The sequence below is a fragment of the Nocardiopsis sediminis genome (genome assembly GCF_042650565.1).
GTDB classification, from domain to species: domain Bacteria; phylum Actinomycetota; class Actinomycetes; order Streptosporangiales; family Streptosporangiaceae; genus Nocardiopsis_B; species Nocardiopsis_B sediminis.
In genome coordinates this window covers 117,557-132,514 of record NZ_JBHSBH010000020.1, presented here as the reverse complement: position 1 = coordinate 132,514, position 14,958 = coordinate 117,557, and the positions used below count along the sequence as shown (strand labels likewise).

Genomic DNA, 14,958 nt, shown 5'->3' with positions numbered 1-14,958 from the left:
CCGCGAATTCCGTGGTCACGCCACGGATATCGCGCGGACGGCACGGTTCGCGAGGGCCCGGGGGACGTGTCGGCGGTTTTACCCGATCCTGGGGAAAAGCGGGGCGGATCCGGGAACCGGGGGCGGGCGCGCCGCCTTTCCTTTTTGCCACGCGGTGCGCGGTGCATTAGCATCGATGTTTCGCTCCGGCGGCACTGCACGTCTGCGCGCTGAGGATCGGCACGAACCGGGTCACAGGCCCGGGGCGGGAACCCACGCACCCGCCGCCGTCCATCCGTTCCCGCCCGCACAGAGGTCCACCCCATGCCCGTACCCGAGCCCTCCCCTGCCCTCGACCCCGAGATCGCGGCCGAGCGCGCCCACCTCACCGCCTCCCGCGACGCCCTGCGCCGCATGCGCGACGACGTCCTCGCCACCGAGACCCCCGAGGTCTACGGCGACTGGGTGTCCACCCAGGCGCTGAAGCAGGCACGGGCGCTGCGCGCCGAGGCGCTGGCCGACCTCCCCGACACCCCGCTCTTCTTCGGCCGGCTCGACTTCGCCGCCGGGACCGTGTTCGAAGGCGAGGGCGAGAGCGGCGACACCGGCGGTGCGGCCGACCGCGTCCACATCGGCCGCCGCCACGTGCACGACGAGCACGGGCGCGCGATGGTGCTCGACTGGCGCGCCCCCATCTCGGTGGCGTTCTACCGCGCCAGCCCCGCCGACCCGATGGGCGTGCGCGTGCGCCGCCGCTACGGGTTCGGCAACGCCGCCGAGCTGACCGCATTCGAGGACGAGGACATCGCCGGGGGCGACGTCCTGCCGGCCGCGGCCGCCCTCGGCGGCCACCTGCTGACCGCCGAGATCGAGCGCCCCCGCACCGGTCCGATGCGCGACATCGTCGCGACCATCCAGCCCGAGCAGGACGACCTCGTCCGCGCCCCGCTCACCACCACGCTGTGCGTGCAGGGCGCCCCCGGCACCGGCAAGACCGCCGTGGGGCTGCACCGCATCGCCTTCCTGCTCTACACCGAGCGCAAGCGGCTGGGCCGGTCCGGTGTGGCCATCGTCGGCCCCAACCGGTCGTTCCTGTCCTACATCCGCAACGTCCTGCCCGCGCTCGGCGAGATCGACGTCGCCCAGACCACGCTGCGCGAACTGCTGGAGACCGTCCCGGTGCGCGCCGCCGACGACCCCGCCACCGCCCGCCTCAAGGGCGACGCCCGCATGGCCGAGGTGATCCGCCGCGACCTGTGGTCGCTGCCGCGGCCGGCCACCGAGACCCTGGTGGTGCAGCGGGGGTCGCGGCGCTACCGGCTCTACCCCGAGGACCTCGCCGGCCTGCTGGCGGAGCTGCGGGAGCGCGGGGTGCCCTACGGAGCAGGGCGCGACCTGCTCGCCCACCGCATCGCGCACACCGTTCTCAGCCTCATGGAGGCGGCCGGCGAGGCGTGCGACGACCGCACCCACGACCAGGTGCGGCGCACGCGCGAGGTCCGCGCCGCCGTCACCGCCATGTGGCCCAAGGCCGACCCCGTGCGGCTGCTGCTGGGCCTGCTCACCGATCCCGGCCGGCTCGCCCGCGCCGCCGACGGCCTGCTCACCCCGGAGGAGCAGGCGATGGTCCTGCTGCCGGGGCGGCCGCGCGGCCCCAAGAGCGCCCGCTGGTCCGAGGCCGACCTCGCGCTGATCGACGAGGCCGCCGGGCTCATCGAGCGCCCCGAGAGCCTGGGCCACATCGTGATCGACGAGGCCCAGGACCTGAGCCCGATGCAGGCCCGCGCGCTGGGGCGGCGCGCGGCCGGCGGCTCGTGCACCGTCCTGGGCGACATCGCCCAGGGCACGGCGCCCAATGCGGCGGACGACTGGGACACCCTCCTGCACCACCTGGGCAAGCCCGACGGTCGGCTCGCCGTCCTGGACCGCGGCTACCGGGTCCCGGCGCAGATCATCGACTTCGCGGCCCGGCTGCTGCCGCGGATCGCGCCCGGGCTCGGCGCCCCGGTGGCGATCCGCCGCTCCCCCGGGTCGCTGCACATCGCCGCTGCGCGGGCCGGCGGGCTGGCCGAGGCGGTCGTCGGCGCGTGCCGCACCGCCCTGGCCGGGGAAGGGTCGGTCGGGCTGATCGCCGCCGACACCGACCTGCCCGCCCTGCACGCCGCCGTCACGGCCGCCGGGCTGGCGGCGGGGATACTGGGCGCCGCCGACGACGCGCTGGAGGCCGAGCGGCTGGTGTGCGTCCCCGCGTCGCTGGCCAAGGGCCTGGAGTTCGACGCGGTGGTCACCGCCGAGCCCGCCCGCATCGTCGCCGCCGAGCCGCGGGGCCTGCACCGCCTCTATGTCGTGCTGACCCGTGCGGTCTCCACCCTGCACGTCGTGCACACGGAGCCGCTGCCGGACCTGCTCGCCGGCCATTCGGTGGAGGCGGGTTCCTAAGGGCCGGGCCCGTTACACACGGATGGCCGGATCGCGCCAAAGAAAAGGGAGCCCCCGGAGAATTCCGCGGTTATCACTTACCGTTATCCTCCCGCTCCCCCGCGATTCGGAGGTCGACCCGGATGTCCGAAACACGACCTTTTCCGCCGAATCCCGTGACGATCGATTCCGTCGCGGCGACCGTGGTGGCGAAGATCGCCCCCGATGAAATGGCCGCCTACCCGCAGGTCCTCGACGAGTTCTTCTTCACGAAGGGCCGTGCGAAGCGCGGAGGCGACAATCCGCTGGGGTTCGGCTCGATCGCCGTCGGGGTGATCACCGGTTTCGTGCTGGGGGTACTTCACGACCTGGTCGTCGAATCGATCGCCGATTCCATCCGCCCCTGGTGGAACCGGGCATGGCGCCGGATCGCGGAGCTGCTGCGACTGCGGCGACGCGCGGCACCCGGCCCCGATACGGAGATCCGGCCGCTCAGCTCGGCGGAGATCCCCGGCATCGTCGCCGCCATCACCGAACGGGCCGTGCGCACCGGCATCCCGCCGGAACAGGCGGGAGACCTGGCCGCCGCGATCGTCGCGGAACTCACGCGCCCGGGCGGTCCCGGTGACGACGACTGATCCCGGCACCGTCGAAGAGCAGACGGCCGACCGGTTCGACCCGTTCCTGCTGCCGTCGGCGACCCGGATCCGGTTCGCCCTGCTCATCATGGCCGCGGCGGTCGGAGCGATGTACGCGGGGATCTGGTACGTGCCATTGGGGCTCGCCTATGGGGTGGATCCGCTGGGATTTACGTCGGCGTCATGCGCGGACCAGGTTCGCTCCGAGGCCGATGCGCTTTCCGACCACGCCGTCCTCAACACATTCCTCACCTGCCACATCCGACAGGAACGACTCATCGCTCTCTACCTGATAGCTGCGGGACCGATCTGGGCACTGCTCACCGTGGCCGCCCACGCGGTCCATCCCGCCATTCTGGCTCGGCGGCTGAACCCGGTCCGCGATCCCGACGACGGGGCGCTCCGCCTCGCCCGCTCCGGGATGACCACCGGGCCCGACCGTGCAGGCCGCCGCGTTGACATCTTGATCACTCGGGGCACCACGGGCGGCGCCCGCGTGTTCGGGGCATTCGGGCGGTACCGGATGTCCGTCGACTCCTCCCTACTCGTTGAGCAGGAGGACGGCCACGGGCTCGACATCCGGTCCTTGTCCGTGCTCCGCCATGAAGAAGCCCACCTGCGCAATCGCGACGTCGGACTCACCTACCTGACGATCGCCTCATGGTGGGCCTTCGCGGTCGTTCTCGGCGTTCCCCTATTGGTCTTCCTGCTGGCCGCGGGCACGGTTCAGGTGCCCAACGAGCTGGCCGAGTACTGGAGGATCGTGCTGGGACCCATCGCCACGGTAGTCCCCGCCCTGATCGTCCTCCAGGCGATGCGCGCCCGGGTCCTGCGCACCCGCGAGCACTATGCCGACGTCCGGGCGGCCCAAGCGGGCCCGGCCGGCGATGGCCTGCGCGCCATCCTCACCGATATGCGCTCCACGGACGATCGACCGACGTGGTGGCGCCGGTTCCGCGGCTATCACCCCTCTCCCGGAAGCCGATTGCGCGTCCTCGGCGATCCGCGCCCGCTCGCCGCCATCAGCCGAGGCGACCTGTTCATCGCCGGGCTCACGCTGGGCACCGGCTACCTGCACCTGGGAGTCGTCGGCAGGCTCGTGACCGCGAGCGCCCCGTTTCAGGCGGGCCCGGACGTCGGCCTCCTGCTCGCCGCACCGATCGGCGCCGTTGTCGCGGCGGAGGTGTGGAACGCGGTCCATGCGGGTTCCGTGCGCCTGCGCCGAGCGGGTACCGCGGCCACCGCGCTGGCATCCGGAATACTTCTCGGGTACTCGCTGCCCCATCTGCTCTTCCCCGGATGGTCCGGGTTCCTACTGGCACCGCATCCGGGTCTCGCCATGGCGTCGGCCGCGGCTCTGTGGGCCGTCTGCTTCGCCTTTCTCCGGTGGTCGGCACTGTGCGCGCGGATATGGCTGGAGGCCACGCAGCGCAGACGTGCGGCATGCGCCGCCGGTATCCTCTGCGGCGCGGTGGTCTTCGGCTGCGCGTTCACATGGTGGACCGGCTTCACCGGAACGCTGGCCAACGAGGGCGGGCTCGGCCCGATCGCCGTCGGAGTGGCCCTCTTCACCACAGCCACCGATTCCCCCGCGTTATGCGCGGCGGCCGGATGCGCGGCGGCCTTCGCGGTCTCCGCCTCTACCTGGACCACGGGAACGGGCACACTGGCGCGCCGCCCGTACATGCCGATGACGGCAGGGATCGTCCTCCTCGCCGCTTTCGCTGCGATGACAGCGGCGCTCGTGATGTACAGCCCTTCGTCCAGCGCCTCGCTTCAGCGATACACGTCCGTCGCCCTCATCATCATCGGCCTCCTCACGTTGCTCGCGATCGTGGTGGTGAGCCTTGGACTCGGGGCCTGGATCGGCGGACGCGGCCGGACCGGTGCCGCGTTGTGCGCCGCCACCGTGTGCGCGTTCACAGTGGCGGCGCCGGCACCCGCCGTCTTCGTGGTGGGCACCGCCACAGGGTGCACGGTGCAGAATCCGTCCGGCTCCTGCTGGGGCTCCGTCTGGGACACGATGCGCGAAGGGTACGCGGATCCGAGCGCCGTCACTCTTGTGACCATCCCGCTGCTCGCGGTCTTCTGTTCCTGCGCGCTGGCCGGATCCCTGCTGCGGAGGGCCGTCGACCGGCTCCGGCCCAAGCATGAGCCCGTGGCCTCCCCCAGTCGTCGGCTCCGGCACCGGGTCGGCGGAGCGATCGCGGCCGCCTCAGCGGTGGCCACCGCGCTGGGCGCGATCTTTGTCCCGGAACTGTCGGCGTCCGCCGCCCCGATCACCGAGCAACGGGCGGAATTAGCGACACAGGTCGCGCCGGAGACCGTGAGCCGCGACAGCGCATGCGATGCCGCTTCCACCGTCCTGGACGCATCGCTGGAAACCATCACGATCCCGGGAATCCCCCAAGATTCCCGGGGGTCCACCCTCGTCGCGCTGGCATCCAGCCGCGACCCGGTCCTCGCGGCCATGGGCGGCGCGGTGCTCGACGGAGCCGAGGTGGGCAGCGTGCGGTTCTTTCGATCCGTGAACTACTACTGCGATGTCGTGTCCAAAGAATGAGACGACACCGCCCCCGTCGCCCGCCCTCCGTCGATCCGCTACGGTGACGAACCGGCACAACGCGGAGGAGACCGAACGTGACCCCGGGCATCATCGTCCAGGCCGCTCTGCTGTTCGCCGTCACCAACATCGACGACATCGTCATCCTGGCGCTGTTCTTCGCACAGGGTGCGGGCAGGCGCGGTTCCGCCCTGCGGATCGTCATCGGCCAGTACCTTGGGTTCGGGGCGATCCTGGCGGTGGCGCTGGCGGGCGCCTTCGGCGCGACCTTCCTGCCGGAGGAGGCGCTGCCGTATCTGGGGCTGCTGCCCCTGCTACTGGGCCTGCGCGCCGCGTGGCAGGTCTGGCGTGACCGCGGCAAGGAGGACGAGGAGGAAGGCGGCGGCACCGCTCCCGGCAAGGGACCCGCTATCGCCGCGGTCGCCCTGGTCACCTTCGCCAACGGGGGCGACAACATCGGCGTCTACGTCCCCGTGTTCGCAACGGCGGGTCTCGCGGGGATGGCCGTCTACGGCGTGGTCTTCCTGATTCTGCTCGCCGTGTGGTGCGCGGCGGGCTACTTCATCACCAGCCGCCCCGCGGTGGCCGGCGTCCTCAGCCGGTGGGGGCACATCCTGCTGCCGGTGGTGCTCATCGGCATCGGGCTGGTGATCCTCATCGAGGGCGGCGCGTTCGGCCTGTGACCGGACCGGCGTCGGATGTGAAAACGCCCCCGCCGCTGACAGCGGCGGGGGCGTGGTGGTTCCGGAGCGCGCCCCGATCTACTCCCACTCGATGGTGCCGGGCGGCTTGCTCGTGATGTCGAGGGTGACCCGGTTGATCTCGCGGACCTCGTTGGTGATGCGGTTGGAGATCGTGGCGAGCACGTCGTAGGGCACGCGCGACCAGTCGGCGGTCATGGCGTCCTCACTGCTCACGGGGCGCAGGACCACGGGGTGGCCGTAGGTGCGGCCGTCGCCCTGCACGCCCACCGAGCGGACGTCGGCGAGCAGCACGACCGGGCACTGCCAGATGTCGCGGTCGAGGCCGGCGCGCGACAGCTCCTCGCGGGCGATGGCGTCGGCCTCGCGGAGGACGTCGAGGCGGTCGCGGGTGACCTCGCCGATGATGCGGATGCCCAGGCCGGGGCCGGGGAAGGGCTGGCGCCAGACCATCTCCGCGGGCAGGCCCAGCTCCTCGCCGACGCGGCGGACCTCGTCCTTGAACAGTTCCCGCAGCGGCTCGACCAGGCTGAACTGGAGGTCGTCGGGCAGCCCGCCGACGTTGTGGTGGGACTTGATGTTGGCGGTCCCGGTGCCGCCGCCCGACTCCACGACGTCGGGGTAGAGCGTGCCCTGGACCAGGAACTCGACGTCCTCGTCGGCCTCGCCGCCCTCGGCGACGACCTCGCGGGCGGCCTGCTCGAAGACCCGGATGAACTCCCGGCCGATGATCTTCCGCTTCTCCTCGGGGTCGGTGACCCCGGCCAGAGCGGACAGGAAGCGCTCCTGGGCGTCGACCACCTTGAGGGCGGCGCCGGTGGAGGCCACGAAGTCCTTCTCGACCTGCTCCGCCTCGCCCTTGCGCAGCAGCCCGTGGTCGACGAACACGCAGGTGAGCTGGTCGCCGACGGCGCGCTGCACCAGCGCCCCGGCCACAGCGGAGTCGACGCCGCCGCTCAGCGCGCAGATGACGCGCTTGGCCCCGACCTCAGAGCGGATGCGCTCGATCTGCTCGTCGACGATGTTGACCATCGTCCACGTGGGGCGGCACCCGGCGCCCTCGTAGAGGAAGTGGCGCAGCACGGCCTGGCCGTGCTCGCTGTGCATGACCTCGGGGTGGAACTGGACGCCGTAGAGGCCGCGCTCGCGGTTCTCCACGGCGGCGACGGGGGTGCTCGCCGTGCTGGCGGTGGCGACGAAACCGTCGGGGGCCTGGGCGACGGAGTCGCCGTGGGACATCCACACGGTCTGGCTGGCGGGCAGGCCGTCGAAGAGCAGGGAGCCGGCCGTGACCTCGACCTCGGTACGGCCGAACTCACTCAGGCCGGTCTTGGCGACCGTGCCGCCGAGCGCCTGGACCATCGCCTGGTAGCCGTAGCAGATGCCGAAGGTCGGGACCCCGGTCTCGAACAGGCTGCGGGGCGCCTGCGGGGCGCCGTCGGCGTAGACCGAGGAGGGCCCGCCGGACAGGATGATCGCCTTCGGGTTCTTGGCGATCATCTCCTCGACGGGCATGGTCGAGGGCACGATCTCGCTGTAGACGTTGCATTCACGCACCCGCCGCGCGATCAGCTGCGCGTACTGCGCGCCGAAGTCCACGACGAGGACGGTGTCGAACGTGCTGTCGCCAGCACCGGCAAGGGACACGTAACGGCCTTCCCGCAGGTAGATGGGGTGTGGGTCGCAACCAGTCTAATTCGCCGGTACCGGGGCCGCGCACGGAGCAGGATCACGCATGGCCATCGGGTTCTCCCCGGCCCCTTGACCACGTCGGCCGGGGCACCCGTTCGGTGCCCCGGCCGCTGCTCAGGTCATGCCGTCCGCCACCCGCCCCGATGGCGACCGTCCGGGCACGTCCCCCATGCTCGGCGTGGTCGGGGTGGGCTGGAGGGTCAGGTCTCTCAGGCCTCGACCTTGGTGATCTCGGAGACCGTGGAGACGCTCAGCTCGGTGGCGCACACGCTGTCCTGGCCCTCGGTGTTCGTGAAGGTCGTCGTGTCGTCGTTGAAGAGCTGGAGGTACATTCCGTCGACCTCGGTCGGCTCGCACTCCGACTCGTCGTAGTTCTCCGGGTTGGGGCGCTTGATGGTCACCGTGGCCTGGTCCCCGGGGGACATGCCGAACACGGAGTCGGCGGAGCCCACCTGCCGGCCGAACCCGCCGATCATCTCGCCCTCCTCGTCGCCCCAGTACATCCGGTCCAGTGCCCCGTACATCGTGCACGCCTCGTCGTCGTAGGGGTCGGACGGCTCCAGCTTCTCGAAGGTGATGGTGATGTACACGCTGCCGGCGGCGGCGTCGCGGGTCTCCTCGGTGACGAAGTCCTCTGCGGTGCAGTCCCGGACGCTCGCCGTGCCGACCTCGGACGCGTTCTCAGCGGCGTTCTCGGACGCGTTGTCGGAGGCGGCCGGGGCGCCCAGGGCCTTCGGCCCGGCGGTGGACGCGTCGTCGGCGAAAGCCGGGGCGGCCATGGCGAGTCCGGAGGCCACGACGGCCCCGAGAGCGAACGTCTGAGCCGAGCGCACACCGATCTTCTTCAGCATTTCGGACCGTCTCTTTCTAGGCATCTTTGTGGCTTAATTGCGAATGCACTATGTGCGATGCCAGGGCCACGATCTTGGTTCGCCGAAGACGCGAAAAATTCTCAGAATAATCCTGACCTGCAAGAATACCCTCCGGACGTGTCCGGGTACCCGATGCCGGAGGGTCCCGCGCCCCTACCGGATGCGGAACCGCTTCATCAGCCGGGCGCCGAGGGTGAGGGTCTTGGCGAGGGTTTCGCCGTCCATTCCGGGCGGGCCGGCCAGGCCCACCAGGTGCTGGCTGGCGATCGTCTGGGGCTCGGTGTAGCGCAGCAGGCCCTCTGCGCCGTGGCGGCGGCCCAGGCCCGACCGCTTCATGCCGCCCATCGGGGCGTCGTAGCTCGCCCATGCGGCGCCGTAGCCCTCGTTGATGTTGACGGTTCCGCTGCGGATCCGTTCGGCGAGGCGCCTGCCGCGCGCGACGTCGCGGGTCCAGATGCTGGCGTTGAGCCCGTAACCGGTGGCGTTGGCGCGCTCGACCGCCTCGTCCTCGTCGGCGAAGCGGTGGACGGCGGCCACCGGGCCGAAGGTCTCATCGGCGCAGGCGTCCATGTCCTCTGTCACCCCGGCCAGCAGGGTGGGCTCGTAGAACAGCGGGCCGATGTCGGGGCGGGGACGGCCGCCCGCCAGGACGTCGGCCCCCTTGGCGCGGGCGTCCTCGACGTGGGCGGCCACCCGGTCGAGCTGGCGCCGGTAGGTGAGGGACCCCATGTCCGCGGTGAAGTCGAGGTCGGCGTTGAGGGTCATCTCGCCGACCGCCGCCGCCAGCCGACCCGCGAAGTCGTCGTGGATCGCGTCGTGGACGAAGATGCGCTCCATGGAGATGCACAGCTGCCCGGCGTTGCTGAAGCACGCCCGCAGCACCCCCTCGACCGTCCGGTCGAGGTCGGCGTCCTCGCAGACGATGGCGGGGTTCTTGCCGCCCAGCTCCGCTGAGCAACTCACCAGCCGGGCCGCCGCGCGCTGGGCGATGTGCGCGCCCACGGCCGAGGACCCGGTGAAGGAGACGTGGTCGGCGTGGTCGACGAGGGCGTCGCCGATCTCGGCGGGCTCGCCCAGGACGGGGATCCACAGGTCCTCGGGGAGCCCGGCCTCGACGAGCAGGTCGATGGCCCACAGCGCGGTCAGCGCGGTCTGGGTGTCGGGCTTGGCGACGACGGCGTTGCCCGCGATCAGCGCCGGAACGGCGTCGGCCACCGGCAGCGTGAGCGGATAGTTCCACGGGGTGATGACGCTGACGACGCCCTTGGGCTGGTGGTGCACGTAGGTGCGGGTGGCCCCCGGCACCGCGCCCGGGGTGCGCCGGCGGCGGAGCAGCGCCGGGCCGCGGCGCGCGTAGTAGAGGGTGCCCCCGGCGGCGTCGTAGACCTCCTCGAAGGCGTGCCGCCGCGCCTTGCCGGTCTCCCACTGCACGATGTCCAGGATCTCGCGCTGCCGGTCCAGCACGAGGTCGTGGAAGCGCTCGAACGGGGCCACGCGGTCGCGCGGCGGGAGGGCCGCCCACGCGGCCTGCGCGGTCCGGGCGCGCTCGAAGGCGCCGGCGACGTCGGCAGCGGACGACTGCGGCAGCTCCGCGAGCGGCTTGCCGGTGAACGGCGCGCTGGTGGTGGAGGTGGCGCCGGAGGCGGCGGCGACGCGCCGGGTGAGCCTGCTGATCAGCGAGGGATCGAGCATCGGTGCCTCCGTGGGGCGGCGGGCGGCGGGTGCCATGCCGGGAGCCTAGTCCGCCCGCCGACGCCTGACTACCCACCGGTAACCACGTTTTCGCGGCTCCGTCGGGGCAGAGGACCTGGGTGCGACAACGTCGCCCACATCACAGCCGCCGCCCCCTGGACAGGGGACGGGTGACGGGGGTTCCATTTCATCAGGCGTTGAATTAATTTCGACGCAACACGAGACGCGGTCTTTGGGAGGCTGCAATGACGCACACCGAGACGCACACGGACACCACCACCGTCGCCATCTCCGGGGGCGGGCCCGCCGGGATCATGCTGGGGCTGCTGCTCGCCCGGGCCGGGGTCGAGGTCACCGTGCTGGAGAAGCACGGCGACTTCATCCGCGACTTCCGCGGCGACACCGTGCACCCCTCCACCCTGGAACTCCTCGACGAGCTCGGCCTCGGCGAGGAGCTGGAGCGCATCCCCCACCGCAACGCGACCCGCCTGACCATCGGCGCGGCGGAGCAGCCGTTCGTCGCCGCCGACCTGTCGCGGTACCCGTGGCCGCACCCCTACATCGCGCTGATCCCGCAGTGGGACTTCCTCAACATGCTGGTCGAGCACGCGCGGCGGTACTCGGGGTTCCGGCTGCTGATGCGCGCCGAGGCCACGGCGCCGATCGAGGAGGACGGGGCCGTGCGCGGCCTGCGCTACATCCAGCGCGGCGAGGACGGCTCCGAGGAGGAGCGCGAGCTGCACGCCGTGCTGACGGTCTCCGCCGACGGGCGCCGATCACGGCTGCGCGACGCCGCGGGGCTGGTCCCGGTCGACCTGGGCGCACCCATGGACGTCCTGTGGCTGCGCGTCTCCCGCGACCCCGACGCCCCCGAGGTCGGGCTCAACGGCCGCCTGGGCACCGGTGCCATGGCGGTCGCGATCGACCGCGGCGACTACTGGCAGGTCGCCTACCTCATCCCCAAGGACGCCGACGGCGCCGACGATGTGCGCACCCGCAGCATCGAGGAGTTCCAGGAGCGGCTGCTCGAGGTGCTGCCCTTCCTCGGCGAGAAGAACGTCCGCGAGATCGACGGCTGGGACAAGGTCGCCTACCTCGAGGTCGGCCTGGACCGGCTCCGGCGCTGGTTCCGCCCCGGCTACCTGTGCATCGGCGACGCGGCGCACACCATGTCGCCGATCGGCGGGGTCGGCATCAACCTCGCGATCCAGGACGCCGTGGCATCGGCCAACCTGCTGTCCGAGCCGCTGCTGCGGGCGCAGGCCGACCCGCGGCGGTTCGAGCGGACGCTCAACCCGGCGCTGCTCGCCCGCGTGCAGCAGCGGCGCTGGGCCGCCACCGCGGGCACCCAGCTGTTCCAGCAGGTCATCCAGCGCCAGGTGATCCGGCGCGTGCTCTCGGCGACGGAGGAGCCCCACATCCCGTTCCCCCTGCGCACGGCGCCGGGCATCCGCGGCTGGTCGCGGGTGGTGGCGCGGGTCATGATGCAGGGCATCCGGCCCGAGCACATCCACTCGCCCGAGCGCTCGGCCCCCTTGGTCCCCGCCCAGAAGCGGGTCCCCACCGTCACGCGGGCCACCGCGCAGGGGCCGTCGTGACCTCGAAGCGCGGCCCGGCGCGGGGTCAGGCGCAGTAGGCGCCGCGGGCCGGCCAGGTGCCGGTCTCGCGGAACATGCGCACGGCCTTGGACCGCGCGCACAGCACGGCGTGGGGGACGGGCTCGCCGTCCGTCCGGTCCCGCAGTTCGAGGTCACCGGTGCCGAGGGTGAAGTGGAACTCCTCCGAATTCCCGTCGAAGCCGCACGCATAGGAGACGGTGTCCGGCCCCTCACCGGTCTTGGTGAAGAGCACGAGGATCGCCATGGAGCACCCCTTCCTTGAGCTGCGGGCACGTCCGCAACGGCCTGTGCGCCATCACCCTGAGACCGGCATGACCAGCGTCTTCACGAAATCGACGGCACCTTCCCGCTCGTAGAAGCGCAGGGCCCCATCGTTGCCCGCGATGACGGAGATCTTCATGACCCGGACCCCCGACCCGGCGAGATGCTCGCGCGCCCGCGAAGGATCCCCGGGCCCAACCGATTACCTGGCCGGCCGTCCGGGCCGGGCCGCTAGTCGGATACCGGTCGGCCCATGAGGTACTCCACCCGGAAGACCGGGTCGACGCCGGCCGTATCGGTGAGTTCGCCGCCGTCGGGGGTGTCGTCGTCGTAGTAGTGGATGTCGGCCCCGGGGAACGCCGCCGCGAGGCGGGCGAGCACCTGGTCGCGGCCCAGTTCGCTGACGAACAGGTACCCGTCGTTCTCGATCAGGACGTCGATGTCGTCGGCGCTGAGGTCGCGCAGGGCGTCGGACCGGCCGAGCCAGGTGCCCGAGGCGCTGCGCCCCCACACCGAAAGCGTCCGGCCGAGCTCCGGGTGGCCGCCGTCGCGGTCCTCCTGCCACAGCTCGTCGTAGACCTCGACCCGGGCCCCGGCGAAGTCCTGGGGGACGTTGAAGCCGAGGGGGTTCTCGGCCTGCCAGCGCCAGGCGTCGGCGCAGGCGTCGGCCACCGTCTTCTCGGCCCGCCAGCCGAGGTCGCGCAGCGCGGCGGAGGGGTCGGCGTAGCAGGTGGCGATGTCGCCCGGGCGCCGGCCGGTGACCTCGTGGACGATGGCGGCGCCGGAGGCGCGTTCGAAGAGCCGGACGGCTTCGAGGACCGAGGTGCCCGCGCCGGTGCCGAGGTTGTAGGCGCGGAAGCCGGTGGAGTCGCCGAGGTGGTCGAGCGCGGCGACGTGGCCGCGCGCGAGGTCGGTCACGTGCAGGTAGTCGCGCACCCCGGTGCCGTCGGGGGTGTCGTAGTCGTCGCCGAAGACGAGCAGCCGGTCGCGGTGGCCCACGGCGACCTGCGCGAGGTAGGGGAAGAGGTTGTTGGGCACGCCCTGGGGGTCCTCGCCGATCAGGCCGCTGGGGTGGGCGCCGATCGGGTTGAAGTAGCGCAGCGCGGTGATGCTCCAGGCGTTGTCGGCCGCGGCGAGGTCGCGCAGGATCTGCTCGGCGAAGAGCTTGGTGGCGCCGTAGGGGTTGGTGACCGACAGCGGCATGTCCTCGGTGATGGGGACCGTGGCGGGGTCGCCGTAGACAGTGGCCGAGGAGCTGAACACCAGCCGGTGCACGCCGTGGTCGCGCGCGGTCTCGCACAGCGTGAGGAGCGCGTCGAGGTTGTTGCGGTAGTACCGCAGCGGCTGCCCCACGGATTCGCCGACGGCCTTGAGCCCGGCGCAGTGGACGACGGCGTCGGGGGCGTGGTCGGCGAACACCTTCTGCACGGCAACGGGGTCGGCGCAGTCGCCGACGTGCAGCGGCACCTCCCGCCCGGTGATGCGCTCGACCCGGCGCAGGGCCTCGGCATGGGCGTTGACCAGGGAGTCCAGGACCACGACGTCGTGGCCCGCCGCGATCAGCTCGACGGCGGTGTGCGTGCCGATGTACCCGGCACCGCCGGTCAGCAGGACCTTCATCCGGATCTCCTCGCTTGGGAACCCCCGGCCGCGGACCGGGACGGGCCGCCGGGCGATGAGGCGCCGGTGCCGCGCCAGGTCGCCGGTGCCCACAGGTGCCGAGCCTACCTGCGGCCCCGGAAGGGCGGGCCGGCCCGGGCCGCAGCGCACGGCCCGGGTCCGGCACCGGCGGCGTCCTAGTGGACCTGCGGGGTGAACTGGGGGGCGGAGAAGGTGCCGCCGGTGGAGAAGTTCATGCTCCGGCCGCTCGGGATGTGGTAGCTGGTGGTGGTCTTGTTCCGCCCGCCGGAGTTCGTGATCGTCACCTTAAAGTCCACGCCGCCGTTGGTGCTGAAGCTGGTGCACTGGCCGGAGCTGACGGCGCGGCTCGTGAATCCGGATCCGAAGTCCGCGACGGCCCAGTATCCAGAGCCCACATTGCAGAGCTGGAATGTGCCCGCGGCCGAGGCCGGAGAGGCGATGGCGACCGAAAGGCCGAAGGTGAGGGCGAGGCCGGCGACCATCGACGATGCGATGGTCATGCCTCGGCGGAGAGCGGACATGTGTGCCTCCAAGAACGTAGGGGGCGCGGGCCGGCCACACGGTGACGGGCCGCGTCGGGGCGTAGCGCGGAGCAGTCAATCACACACCGTCAGCCGAAAACAAAGTTTTGTGTGGTCTTTTTTTAGGCATCTTGTTTCCTTGGTTGGTTTCCTGGGTAGCGAACTATGCCGCTCCGTCCGACCCAACCTCCGAAATCACCCGCCACGGACGGGCCCCGACGGGCCGGACCCATGGGTCCGGGCCGGCGGAGGATCCTGGCCCATGTCCGACCGAAAAGCCTGGCCGCCCCTGGCGTACGGCGACCCACCGTGGCCCGCCCCAACGGCTCCGAACCGGTGTCGCCGCAGGTCGGAACGCCAA

Annotated in this window: 10 protein-coding genes and 1 pseudogene; 5 read left to right on the top strand and 6 right to left on the bottom strand. The window is 71.8% G+C overall.

Annotation, left to right across the window (positions count from 1 at the left end):
• Positions 1 to 303 precede the first annotated feature (303 nt).
• The 4 genes from ACFOVU_RS28300 to ACFOVU_RS28285 all read left to right on the top strand — a co-directional run bounded on the left by ACFOVU_RS28300 (position 304) and on the right by ACFOVU_RS28285 (position 6,281).
• Positions 304 to 2,418: a HelD family protein gene (locus ACFOVU_RS28300; RefSeq protein ID WP_378538495.1), complete on the top strand. Its 2,115-nt coding sequence runs from the start codon at positions 304 to 306 to the stop codon at positions 2,416 to 2,418.
• A 155-nt stretch (positions 2,419 to 2,573) separates the two neighbouring features.
• Complete coding sequence (locus tag ACFOVU_RS28295) at positions 2,574 to 3,035, top strand: hypothetical protein (RefSeq protein WP_378538494.1); 462 nt, start codon at positions 2,574 to 2,576, stop codon at positions 3,033 to 3,035.
• 88 nt (positions 3,036 to 3,123) lie between these two features.
• A complete protein-coding gene (locus tag ACFOVU_RS28290; RefSeq protein WP_378538493.1) occupies positions 3,124 to 5,598 on the top strand; it encodes a M48 family metalloprotease in 2,475 nt (824 codons plus the stop codon).
• Positions 5,599 to 5,675: 77 nt separating this feature from the next.
• Positions 5,676 to 6,281: a cadmium resistance transporter gene (locus ACFOVU_RS28285; RefSeq protein WP_378538491.1), complete on the top strand. Its 606-nt coding sequence runs from the start codon at positions 5,676 to 5,678 to the stop codon at positions 6,279 to 6,281.
• A 78-nt stretch (positions 6,282 to 6,359) separates the two neighbouring features.
• Here ACFOVU_RS28285 and guaA read toward each other — a convergent pair whose 3' ends face one another.
• The 3 genes from guaA to ACFOVU_RS28270 form a co-directional block, all read right to left on the bottom strand.
• A complete protein-coding gene (gene guaA / locus ACFOVU_RS28280; RefSeq protein WP_378538489.1) occupies positions 6,360 to 7,946 on the bottom strand; it encodes a glutamine-hydrolyzing GMP synthase in 1,587 nt (528 codons plus the stop codon).
• 254 nt (positions 7,947 to 8,200) lie between these two features.
• The gene (locus ACFOVU_RS28275; protein ID WP_378538488.1) at positions 8,201 to 8,842 is read right to left on the bottom strand and encodes a DUF4232 domain-containing protein; all 642 of its coding nucleotides are present in this window, start codon (positions 8,840 to 8,842) and stop codon (positions 8,201 to 8,203) included.
• Between the two features lie 174 nt (positions 8,843 to 9,016).
• Complete coding sequence (locus tag ACFOVU_RS28270; RefSeq protein ID WP_378538486.1) at positions 9,017 to 10,591, bottom strand: succinic semialdehyde dehydrogenase; 1,575 nt, start codon at positions 10,589 to 10,591, stop codon at positions 9,017 to 9,019.
• A gap of 209 nt (positions 10,592 to 10,800) precedes the next feature.
• On the opposite strand from ACFOVU_RS28270, the gene ACFOVU_RS28265 reads away from it, so the two are divergent.
• Positions 10,801 to 12,153: an FAD-dependent oxidoreductase gene (locus tag ACFOVU_RS28265; protein ID WP_378538485.1), complete on the top strand. Its 1,353-nt coding sequence runs from the start codon at positions 10,801 to 10,803 to the stop codon at positions 12,151 to 12,153.
• 25 nt (positions 12,154 to 12,178) lie between these two features.
• On the opposite strand, the gene ACFOVU_RS28260 is transcribed toward ACFOVU_RS28265, so the two are convergent.
• The 3 genes and pseudogenes from ACFOVU_RS28260 to ACFOVU_RS28250 all read right to left on the bottom strand — a co-directional run bounded on the left by ACFOVU_RS28260 (position 12,179) and on the right by ACFOVU_RS28250 (position 14,576).
• Positions 12,179 to 12,418 carry a hypothetical protein gene (locus ACFOVU_RS28260; RefSeq protein WP_378538483.1) on the bottom strand — a complete coding sequence of 80 codons (240 nt, stop codon included), beginning with the start codon at positions 12,416 to 12,418 and terminating at the stop codon, positions 12,179 to 12,181.
• 632 nt (positions 12,419 to 13,050) lie between these two features.
• Positions 13,051 to 14,055 (bottom strand): annotated as a pseudogene (gene galE / locus ACFOVU_RS28255) (UDP-glucose 4-epimerase GalE); the annotation flags it as partial.
• 176 nt (positions 14,056 to 14,231) lie between these two features.
• Positions 14,232 to 14,576: a hypothetical protein gene (locus ACFOVU_RS28250; protein WP_378538482.1), complete on the bottom strand. Its 345-nt coding sequence runs from the start codon at positions 14,574 to 14,576 to the stop codon at positions 14,232 to 14,234.
• Positions 14,577 to 14,958 lie beyond the last annotated feature (382 nt).